Genomic DNA, 10,487 nt, shown 5'->3' on the forward strand with positions numbered 1-10,487 from the left:
TAATATATTAACTGGAATTAGCACTCACTGATGTCGAGTGCTAACAAAATACTTTTCTATTTAAGGAGGGTTTTCCATGTTAAAGCCACTAGGCGATCGTATTGTTATTGAACTCGTAGAACAAGAGGAAACAACAGCGAGCGGTATCGTATTACCAGACTCTGCTAAAGAAAAACCTCAAGAAGGTCATGTCGTTGCTGTCGGTAACGGTAAGGTGTCGGATAAAGGTGAACGTATAGCACTGGATGTTGCTGAAGGCAACCGCGTGATTTTTTCAAAATATGCAGGAACGGAAGTAAAGTATGGAGGAAAAGAATATCTGATCCTTCGCCAAGACGATGTTTTAGCAATCGTTGAGTAAGTCCAAAACAGAATAACTACATATTAAGGAGGGCATTTTTCAATGGCTAAAGAAATTAAATTTAGTGAAGACGCTCGTCGTGCGATGCTTCGTGGTGTAGATTCATTAGCTAATGCTGTGAAGGTCACACTCGGACCAAAAGGACGTAATGTTGTTCTTGAGAAAAAATTCGGTTCTCCACTCATTACAAATGATGGTGTAACCATTGCAAAAGAAATCGAGCTTGAAGATAGATATGAAAACATGGGTGCGCAGCTTGTTTCTGAAGTGGCAAGCAAAACAAATGACGTTGCTGGTGACGGTACAACAACAGCAACTGTTTTAGCGCAAGCAATGATTCAAGAAGGCTTGAAAAACGTTACTTCTGGTGCGAACCCAATGGGTATTCGCCGCGGTATCGAAAAAGCAACTCAAGCGGCTATTGAAGAATTACAACGGATTTCTAAACCAATCGAAGGTAAAGCTTCTATTGCTCAAGTTGCGGCAATCTCTGCTGCTGACGAAGAAGTAGGTCAACTGATCGCTGAAGCCATGGAACGCGTCGGTAATGACGGCGTTATTACTACTGAAGAATCCAAAGGCTTTAACACTGAGCTTGAAGTCGTTGAAGGGATGCAATTCGATCGTGGGTATGCATCAGCTTACATGGTAACAGATTCCGACAAAATGGAAGCTGTACTAGAAAACCCATATATCTTGATTACTGATAAGAAGATCTCTAACATTCAAGAGGTGCTTCCATTACTTGAACAAGTGATCCAACAAAGCCGCCCACTTCTCATCATCGCTGAAGATGTTGAAGGTGAAGCTTTATCAACACTCGTTCTTAATAAACTTCGTGGTACTTTCAATGTTGTTGCTGTTAAAGCGCCTGGCTTTGGTGATCGTCGTAAAGCGATGCTTGAAGATATCGCTACTCTTACAGGCGGTGACGTAATCACTGAAGATCTTGGCTTAGATCTTAAATCAGCCAACGTCGGCCAACTGGGTACAGCGGATAAAGTTGTTGTTACAAAAGAAAACACAACGATTGTTAGCGGTCACGGTGAATCCGATCAAATCGCTTCCCGTGTGAAACAAATCCGTGCTCAACTCGAAGAAACAACGTCCGAATTCGATAAAGAAAAATTACAAGAACGCCTTGCTAAGCTTGCTGGTGGCGTTGCTGTTATCAAAATTGGTGCAGCTACTGAAACCGAGCTTAAAGAACGCAAGCTCCGCATCGAGGATGCCTTGAACTCAACACGTGCTGCTGTTGAAGAAGGTATCGTATCCGGTGGTGGTACAGCGCTGATCAACGTCATTAAAGCCGTTGAAGCTGTCGATGCAGAAGGCGACGAAGCAACAGGTGTGAACATCGTACTTCGTGCTCTTGAAGCACCACTTCGTCAAATCGTCTTCAATGCAGGCCTTGAAGGTTCTGTCATCGTTGAACGCTTGAAAAACGAAGAAGTAGGCATTGGTTACGATGCTGCGAAAAACCAATGGGTCAACATGATCGACTCTGGTATCGTTGACCCAACTAAAGTTACACGTTCTGCACTTCAAAACGCTGCGTCTGTATCAGCAATGTTCCTCACAACCGAAGCTGTTGTGGCTGACATTCCTGAAGAAAACAACGGCGGCGGTGCCCCTGACATGGGCGGCATGGGCGGCATGGGCGGTATGATGTAGGGTCGCCTATAAATCCCTTGTCCTATAAGGGTTTATCTCGATTCTCTAACGCCAGGGGTAACATTTGGGTAACATTTTTCGAAAAAGAGGTCTTTCATCAAGTGACTGAACTTGGTGGAAGGCCTTTTTATTATGTAGTAAGAGAATGGCAGTTGGAAAATCATATAAGTAAAAAGACAAATGATCAGCGTTGACAAAAAGTAAAGCAGAACCTATATTTAATGGGAAATGGAAGGGACTGACTGAAAGAAATTCTGTTATAGCTGTATAAGTTGTCGACTTGGAGGTCTATGTCCGCCCAAGATGTAGTTATTCAACAAATGGCCTATTTTGTGGAAGACTCAGTTTCGAGAAATATAGCATATTTGTTAGTATTTGATTCAAAAAGAACTTGGTTATGTAAATTTTTTTTTGGGGGGAGTGGTAATTTGCATTCAACTAGAGCTCTTGATTCCAGTTTTTTTAAGGTTAATGATAAATTTAAAATTTATGATGGTAATTTTAAGTTATTAAGCGATAGTCAGGTAGTCCAATTAAACGGTGCTATTGAGTTTTACTTTTATCCAAAACCAACCATTAGATTTCTAGGTGAAGCTGAAAAAGTAAATATTCATGCACTCATGGATGAGAAGGATATTATTCTAGAAGTACCTGGGATGTTACCAACTAAAGCAAGTTTGGATTTAGTACAAAATAATTATGTGATTAAAGGTATGGTACTATATCAAATAAAAGATGATAAAGATTTTTATATGGACAGTTATTACATGCATGTAAACAACTTCGTTAATTATCTAGGAGACAACCTCATTAAAGGTAATTTTTACAATCGTGGTGGAATTACTATAGAATATGAAGACTGGAAATTAAATTTGCAGCTACGTCATGATTACAAAGATAAAAGAATCTTTCCAAACTTAAAGGATAGAAATGGACACGGTATTACCCATATTATAAAAATGGAAAAAAGGGATGGGAGTAAGTTTAAGAAATCAGAGGTTTCTGAAATAGAAGAGATATTTGTATGGATTTTTACTCTGTGCGCAGGTAGACACATAGGTATTCCAATAAAGATCGGTGAAGACCAAGAGGGGAATGAATATCGAGAATTTTCAGTTCCATTAATGAGCCCCTTTCGTGAAGTGCCTAACTGGTTTCCTAAACAAAAAGGCACTGTTATTGAAAACCTATTCCATAAATTGGCTTCAAAATTAAATGATGAGTTTATAAAGAGAATTATAAAAGAAACTATACATTGGTATGTTGAAACATTAAATGCAATATTTATAGAAAATAAGATAATCAATTCACAGATCGCTTTGGAAAAATTATCTTTTGTTTTACTAACTCAACAAACCCCTCAAATTATTAGTAAAACAAAGTTCGATAAAAATAACTTTCAAACAAATCTAGAAACAATATTAGATGAACTCTCTATAAAACTGTTCTCAGTGGTGAACTTAAGAAATTCAGTGATCGCTTTGATTCTGGTCCCCATTTATTAGTAAAATACAGAAATCATATAGCTCATCCAAAACGCAACCGCAATACAAGTATAGATAGTTACCCTATAGATGATAAATTCTTAATAAATCAGTTGGGAGTGTATTATACTGAAATGCTTCTTTTGAACCTAGTTGGATATGAGGGTGAGTTCTCTAATCGGCTTAATTTTCCTTCGTGGGAAGGGATATATGATTCTCTGCCATGGAAATAGTATAAGTCTATCGAAAGAAAATTATTTTAGTATTTATATTGAAACCGCCTTCAACAAACTGGGGCTTAAACGGAAGTCATAATATGAATTATCTCGAATTCAGTATTCAAGAATACGGTGCTCTTGTTGAGCAGTATATTACAACATTCATTAATTCCGTACGGTAGAATATAACTATCCAATTTAATTGAATAATATCGATTAAGGGGCTGATGACGAATACCGCACATCATCAGTTCCCTGTACCATATTTAGGAAAGTAAAATTAGAGGTCTTGCATGAGTTTGCTGAACTTATGGGCGGCCTCTTTTTTCATGTCCTTTGTCACGTGTAAGTATATTAACCGCGTTGTTTTCTCATCCTCATGTCCAAGGCGTTCCATGATCTGTTCGAGGTTGACGCCAGCTTGTGCTAAAAGAGAGGTGTGTGTATGTCTTAGGCTATGTGGTGTGAGTTCAACCGGCAATTCAGCTAATTTTAAAATGCGCTCCATTCGATTTTCAACCTTTTTGATATAAAAGGGATAGCCCGGATGACGTTCAATAAGTGTGAACACGAAATGATGATCATAGTAATGATCTCCATGTCTCAACATCACTTTCTTTTGAAATAAACGGTGCTTGTCAAGAATTTCAATAATGGACTGATCAACATCAATGACTCGAACGGATGACTTTGTCTTTGGGGTCAGCAAAGAAAACTTTTTGACGTTGTTTTTGGGATTGTAATAGGTTTTAGTAATGCTGATCGTTTGTTCGGTGAAATTGATGTCAGTCCATTTTAAAGCGCATAACTCTCCAATCCTCATGCCTGTATAAGCGAGTAACATAAATATCGGGTAGTCGGAATCCAGTCCTTTTTCCTTTGCAGTCCGTAAAAATTTCTTGAGTTGATCCTTCTCCAGATAGTTTGGAATGTCATTGGCTTTCTCTAATTCTTCAACCGTTTTTATGGCCTTAGGAACAACTGCAAATTCAGTCGGATCTTTTTTGATTAGTTCCAATTCACGTGCCTTCTTAAATATCATACGACCTGTCCTATGCGCCCCATCAATGGTATTAGTAGCATAACCTCTATCTTTTAGGTCATTTAAGGCATCTTGATAACGCTTTAAGGTAATGTCTTTAAGTGACAACTTGGCGAAGTAATCCATGAGTCGTTTAATTTCGTGATTTCGGACACGAATAGTGCTTTCTTTCACACTGCCAGAATTTTTATAGATAGAAAGCCATTGATAAGCAAATTTTTCAAACGTAATGGTTGATTCCTCGAAATACAAGCCACTTTTAAGTTCAGTAATCAATTTGGCTGCAGCCTCTTCAGCGGCTTTTTTTGTTTTAAAACCGCCTTTCTTTTTTTGTTGGCGTTTTCCAGTCTTAGGATTTCTTCCGATGTCAATGATGTATGCCCATGAAGCATTGCATTTACATTTTCCCTTACATTTACAATTTGGCTTATAAATATGACCTTTCACATCCGTATCCCCCGTTTATTTAAAATGTTTAATAGACTGAACAACCTTCCCAATAATTTGTATGGTATCAGCGTTTACGGTCTCAGGCTCCATTTTTGGATTGGAAGGAATCAACATACAGAAGTCATCGTAATAACGCACCTTTCTTAAAAGAAGGTGATCTGTTTCATCGGATATAACCAGAATTCCAGAGTAATTTATAAATTTCTCTTTAACGCAAATAACTGTATCCCCCATTTTAATTCCTTCGTTTTGCATACTGTTATCGTCTGCCAATAGGGCAAAGGCTGGGCGTCCTTTTAAAACTCTTTTATCAACGATTTCATAGTCCTTTGATTCATTTAGCCCATTTTTGACAAAATGAACAATTTCATAAAGCTCGTCATTAATTTGATTATCTTTATTATGAGGCAGATTATCATTTGGATTAGTGTTATCTATTTGCTCCTTGTCTAAAGAGCCATAAACGGCTACTAATGCTTCATAGAGCTCAACTTTGAAGTTCATATCTGTTGACTTATTAAACAAGTGTATTAGATGTTCTGGTTCTTTAACGGATTCCTCATCAATGTTCAGTTCCTTTGCTGCCTCTTTTAACATCTTGATCACATTAGGCGGAAATGTATTGTTTATAGTCATACTGCGTATCATGTTTTCAGCCAACTCTTCTGTTAGTTCCATGAAGTCGTATTTCGCCAATAAATCTTCATGCTTTTGATAAGAGTGATTATCTAAATAACCTGATTTTTCCATGAGATCACTGTACGAAACTCCATTTAAATACTTGGATAGAATTTTTAATGTCTCTGGTTTTGCCCTTTGGGATCCATTCTCGATTCTAGCGATGGTGGCATTATTAACTCCAGAAATAGTGGATAATTGCCTTTGGCTCTTATAACCACTTTTTTTACGTAAGTTTAAAAAGTATTTTCCAAATTCAACTTTATCCATTAAATAACCTCCAATGGAAATTTTTCTGTTGCGTTGTATACACATTTATTATATCATGGAATTAGAAGCTTTACAAAATAATTATGTGGAGGTGAATGATATTGTGTCATATTAATTAATTTGGTGGGTTCTTTTTTTTGAAAACGGTGTGTACATTGTGCAACAAAACAAAGGAAGGAGATTATAGGATGAAGACATTTAAAGAGTTACCAGAAATTTTGACGGCACAGGACATTGCAACTTACTTAGGGATATCGAGAAGGAGGGTTTATGAACTTTTTCAACTTCACCCTGAGCATGGAGGAATTGTGAATTTCGACATTGGTTTTTCAAAACGTGTTCAAAAGGAAGATTTCTATCAATGGATGCAGGATCAAAAGAAAAAAAAGATTTCCAATTTCGCTTAACTGGAGGGATGTGTAAATCATCAATCTTCAAAACGGCGTTCAGAAGTAAATGGTCTTGTAAGTTCACCTAAATAACCTAAATACCTATAAGCCCTTTACCAGCGTGGGTTTTATTTAGGAGGCTCTAAAACCTAGGTGTACGTAAATAGGATTTTAAGGAGGATATAGTTGTGATATGCAGTGGGAAAAACCGATACCAATTCAGTTTGCTAAGGAAGTCACCTTCCCTTTAGATGTTTTTCCAACTTGGGTGAGTGACTTTGTTTCAGGAATTGTCAATGAATTAAGTGTTTCCGATGATGTCCCTGCGAATTTGGTGATTTCTGCTTTATCAACATTGATCACAAAGAAGTTTCACTTTTTGTATGAAGAAACAAATTGGCGGCTGGATTTAAATACTTACATTATTATTGCCTCCCCACCAGGAACAAAAAAAGATGCCGTTTTAAAAAGGGTATTTGCAGAGATCTATCAGTACCAGAGTCAATTGGAACAAGAATTCGAGGATAAATTTCCGAGAATAAAAAGCCAAGTTATGAATATGGAGAAGCGCTTGGAAAAAGCCTCTGATTTATATGCAAAGAATACAGATGAGAAGTATCAAAAAGAGTGTGAGGAGATCATTAGAAAGCTGGAGGGGCTGAAAGCTAAGTTGTACAAGCCCACATGTGTTATCGGAGGGGATGCAACACCAGAAAGCATTATCAGTCTCTTATCCAAAAATAACGAGTATATGTCCATTATAACGGCTGAGGGATCAGAACTGTTTTCGTACTTCAACGGCAAGTACAAAAATAACAGCATTGAATTTTATTTAAAGTGTTGGGAGGGGAGTCCTTACACATTGTATAGGGTTGGAAGAGAAGATGAATTGTTAAGCAATCCACTGCTGACGATTGGTTTGCTTACTCAACCTGTTGAATTGAAAAAGCTGAGAGGATTTGAAGGAAGAGGATTGGTTGAACGATTTCTGTACTCTGTACCAAAGGTAAACAGCGTTTTGAGACTTGGTGTAGGCATAGTTGACGAGGTAAGGGATCTTTATAATCTTAATTTGAGAAGAATAATCGCAAACGGATCTAATCTCGAGCAAGGAGTCATTAAGGTCTCACAGAATGCAAAGGAAAGATTTAATGAGCTCTACGAAACCATTAATAAGGAAATGTTGGACGATAATTATTCCGATTCCTTCAAAGAGTGGTTAGCTAAAGTTTATGGGAATTTAATAAAGATTGTATCTTTGATCCGTGTGGCTAATGAGCTGGAATACAAGGAAACGATAGATAAAAACCTTGAATTGTATGAAAGAGACCTCTCAAATTTAGAAAAGCTTTATAAGTATTATAAATCACACGCTCTTAAAAGTTATGGGATTGTAAGGGGAGGCCATAGACGATCAGACTTAAAATATCTGTTAAAAAGAATTTTAGATCTTAAAAACGGGAACTCTGTCAACTCGACTGTACTGAGCAATGGAACAAAGAAGTTTTTGGCACCAGAAAGGAACCAATTATTAAGTGAACTAGAGGATCACAATTTAATCAAAGTATTTAACCAGGGGAGAAAAAAGACAATTTTTATTAATCCAGAGATAGAAAAAATGCATCTTAAAGAGTTCGCCCTCTTAATGGATGCACAAGAAGATTCAAAGTTAATTTGATTATATCAATAATTTGTGTTTGAGTCCATGTGGTTACTTTAGGTAGAATGTCGTGATCAATGCTGTTTTCAGGCAGTATTATTGAACGTCTGACGTTATTTTACAGTTTCAACCTTTGATATAAAGGGATTTATGTCTTTTAACGTCTGACAAACGAATGATTATCAGAGTTATTTAAGCATGAATCAAGGAAACGTCAGACGTTCAAATCCAGTTTTGTTGATAAAGCAAGGATCATAAATCAAAAATGCGTCTGACAAAAATATTAAGATTATGGATCGGACGACTGACAGAATGTTTTTCTGTAGTTTTCTTTATTGGAATAAATGGGTGGATAAACAATACCATTCAAAATGGAAAGGGTGTTGGTGATCCAAGTATAAAACAAATCATAACGGGGTCAATATTCCTCGTTTTTTATTAAGCAATTCTATTTTCCAAACAGCACGTGACTAAAGAAAATCTCGCTTTAAAAAGTCCTTTTTCAAAGGCAAAAAATGGGGTCAAAAAAGAGAATTTCTGAAAACCCCCTTTTTTGACATAATAATTTGGGGTCAAAATGATGTTTTTTATCATAGGATTTTCCTTTGGTATCAAGGAACTGTTAATTTTTTTCTAATTCGACCCGAGTAGGTGAAAATAGGAAAGGTTTGTTCGAGTATTATCCGAAAATGCGTTAGCGTTTGAGGATACACGGAGAATAAACAGCCCCGACGCACACACTAAAATAGGTGAGGAAAATAAGGGTTAGGGTCCATCGAAGAAAGGAGGAGAAAGATGCCACGTGATACAAGGAGAAGTAACCTCACAAAAAGAGACATTCTTATTCTATGGGACTTGTACCAATATCGTGTTTTGAACAAACAAACGATAAAAGAGAGGTACTTCCCAAACAGCAAATATTATGTCGATCAGAGGATTAAGGTGTTAAAACACCACAAGTGCATTAGAGCGGGCACTTATGGCGGTGGAGTTGGTGAAAGGAAAGAAAGGTTATCCCTATTACCAAATAACTCAGAAGGGGATTACAGAACTTAGAAAACGTGGTTACAACGCACTTGGAAATGAGGATATATTACGAATCCACGAAAAAGCTATTCCGTATTATGTGGAAGTCAGCAGAATAGCACTAAGTACGACACCTTACAGATGGATTTTTAAGGACAGCCGAGCAATCAAAAAAGAAATGCATCTAAACAGAGGCGACCAAATTCACGGTTCTCTTACAAGCCCAGAGGGAAAAGAGTATGGATTTTATGTGTTGGAATCAGCAACAACGGAAATCAACATGCGCAAAACAATCCGGGAAATCGCCTATCTATCGAATCGAGTCAATCGATCAAAAACACTAAGACACTTCATCATCTTTGCTAAAGGTCAAGAATCAATGACTCATTTCATCGAAAAAGCCAACGAAGAACAGTTTGACCACAGAGGGGAGATAATCCGTGAACGCCTTCGCCCGAGCGGAACCGTGGGTGTGCTACCGTTAAATTACGGTATTGCCTATTTGCAATCCAAGTTATCCGACAAAAACTATTTTGAAAGTGTATTTAAGGTCGCAGGTTCCCCGATACCATGGGTTGCCCCTTCTGACGAAATGCATTTTGAATTTAAGGCACGATATAAAGACGAAGAGGTTTACGTGGTTAATTTGCTAGATGGTGACATTTCAAAAATAAACGCCATTCAATTTTACTTGAGTGATTCAAACCGGCGAACCCGATTCGGTGAGAAATCCAGAAAATTAGTGCTTATTACCGACGAACGAATGGAAGATTTCCATATGAAAGTAATAGGAAAGAGACCGAAAATAGAATGGTTTCCGTTTTCATGCTCCAAAGTAGACAAAAGCAAAAGGGAAATGCCGGATTTGAATATGGAACCTGCTCTGGTGTGATTCGCCGGACAAAAGATATTTTGGAATTTAGAAATTTAAATGAGAAAAGAAAGGAAGGATGTCATAATTGTCCAGTTACCATAAAGATGTTTGTTTATAATAAAGTCGGTTCATTTACAATAGAGATATTCCGAACGGGCCAGATTATGGAATACAGTAAAGCACTGCAATCAGTTTCACACCACATTAATAATCTTGATATGACGCGGTTTTATAAAAGAGGGCTTAATTGTATATCATAGTATGTGTAAAATAGTTCTCGGTGGTATTTCTACAAAATCCTAGCCAAAAAAGAAGAGGCACTCTATCATAAATGTATGCCTACCAGAGCAAATACATCGTA

8 protein-coding genes and 1 pseudogene are annotated in these 10,487 nt (G+C 37.3%); 7 read left to right on the top strand and 2 right to left on the bottom strand.

What is annotated here, in order from left to right; genetic code table 11:
* Nucleotides 1-76 precede the first annotated feature (76 nt).
* The 4 genes and pseudogenes from groES to IEW82_RS20575 all read left to right on the top strand — a co-directional run.
* Nucleotides 77-361 (top strand): co-chaperone GroES, encoded by a 285-nt coding sequence (gene groES, locus IEW82_RS19045; protein ID WP_188698845.1) that lies wholly within the window; start codon nt 77-79, stop codon nt 359-361.
* 42 nt (nt 362-403) lie between these two features.
* Complete coding sequence (groL, locus tag IEW82_RS19050) at nt 404-2,035, top strand: chaperonin GroEL (RefSeq protein ID WP_188698847.1); 1,632 nt, start codon at nt 404-406, stop codon at nt 2,033-2,035.
* 290 nt (nt 2,036-2,325) lie between these two features.
* Nucleotides 2,326-3,540 carry a YopA family protein gene (locus tag IEW82_RS19055; protein ID WP_188698849.1) on the top strand — a complete coding sequence of 405 codons (1,215 nt, stop codon included), beginning with the start codon at nt 2,326-2,328 and terminating at the stop codon, nt 3,538-3,540.
* A gap of 14 nt (nt 3,541-3,554) precedes the next feature.
* Nucleotides 3,555-3,752: pseudogene (locus IEW82_RS20575) on the top strand (hypothetical protein); the annotation flags it as partial.
* Nucleotides 3,753-4,017: 265 nt separating this feature from the next.
* Here the strand turns inward: IEW82_RS20575 and IEW82_RS19060 are convergent.
* Nucleotides 4,018-5,226 (bottom strand): tyrosine-type recombinase/integrase, encoded by a 1,209-nt coding sequence (locus IEW82_RS19060; RefSeq protein ID WP_188698851.1) that lies wholly within the window; start codon nt 5,224-5,226, stop codon nt 4,018-4,020.
* Nucleotides 5,227-5,241: 15 nt separating this feature from the next.
* Nucleotides 5,242-6,177 (bottom strand): helix-turn-helix domain-containing protein, encoded by a 936-nt coding sequence (locus IEW82_RS19065; protein ID WP_188698853.1) that lies wholly within the window; start codon nt 6,175-6,177, stop codon nt 5,242-5,244.
* Between the two features lie 188 nt (nt 6,178-6,365).
* On the opposite strand from IEW82_RS19065, the gene IEW82_RS19070 reads away from it, so the two are divergent.
* From IEW82_RS19070 to IEW82_RS19080, 3 genes are all read left to right on the top strand, one after another.
* The gene (locus IEW82_RS19070; RefSeq protein ID WP_188698855.1) at nt 6,366-6,584 is read left to right on the top strand and encodes a helix-turn-helix domain-containing protein; all 219 of its coding nucleotides are present in this window, start codon (nt 6,366-6,368) and stop codon (nt 6,582-6,584) included.
* 175 nt (nt 6,585-6,759) lie between these two features.
* Nucleotides 6,760-8,244, top strand: a complete 1,485-nt coding sequence (locus IEW82_RS19075) for a DUF3987 domain-containing protein (protein ID WP_229672814.1) — start codon at nt 6,760-6,762, stop codon at nt 8,242-8,244.
* A gap of 961 nt (nt 8,245-9,205) precedes the next feature.
* Nucleotides 9,206-10,144 (top strand): hypothetical protein, encoded by a 939-nt coding sequence (locus IEW82_RS19080; protein WP_188698858.1) that lies wholly within the window; start codon nt 9,206-9,208, stop codon nt 10,142-10,144.
* Nucleotides 10,145-10,487 lie beyond the last annotated feature (343 nt).

Origin of the sequence: Pullulanibacillus camelliae (assembly GCF_014642655.1) — a bacterium.
GTDB lineage: Bacteria > Bacillota > Bacilli > Bacillales > Sporolactobacillaceae > Pullulanibacillus > Pullulanibacillus camelliae.

Excerpts from the sequence above, each read along its gene's own strand:
- groES (WP_188698845.1), top strand. The coding sequence starts at position 77 with ATGTTAAAGCCACTAGGCGATCGTATTGTTATTGAACTCGTAGAACAA.
- groL (WP_188698847.1), top strand. The coding sequence starts at position 404 with ATGGCTAAAGAAATTAAATTTAGTGAAGACGCTCGTCGTGCGATGCTT.
- IEW82_RS19055 (WP_188698849.1), top strand. The coding sequence starts at position 2,326 with ATGTCCGCCCAAGATGTAGTTATTCAACAAATGGCCTATTTTGTGGAA.
- IEW82_RS19065 (WP_188698853.1), bottom strand. The coding sequence starts at position 6,177 with ATGGATAAAGTTGAATTTGGAAAATACTTTTTAAACTTACGTAAAAAA.
- IEW82_RS19070 (WP_188698855.1), top strand. The coding sequence starts at position 6,366 with ATGAAGACATTTAAAGAGTTACCAGAAATTTTGACGGCACAGGACATT.
- IEW82_RS19075 (WP_229672814.1), top strand. The coding sequence starts at position 6,760 with ATGCAGTGGGAAAAACCGATACCAATTCAGTTTGCTAAGGAAGTCACC.
- IEW82_RS19080 (WP_188698858.1), top strand. The coding sequence starts at position 9,206 with ATGGCGGTGGAGTTGGTGAAAGGAAAGAAAGGTTATCCCTATTACCAA.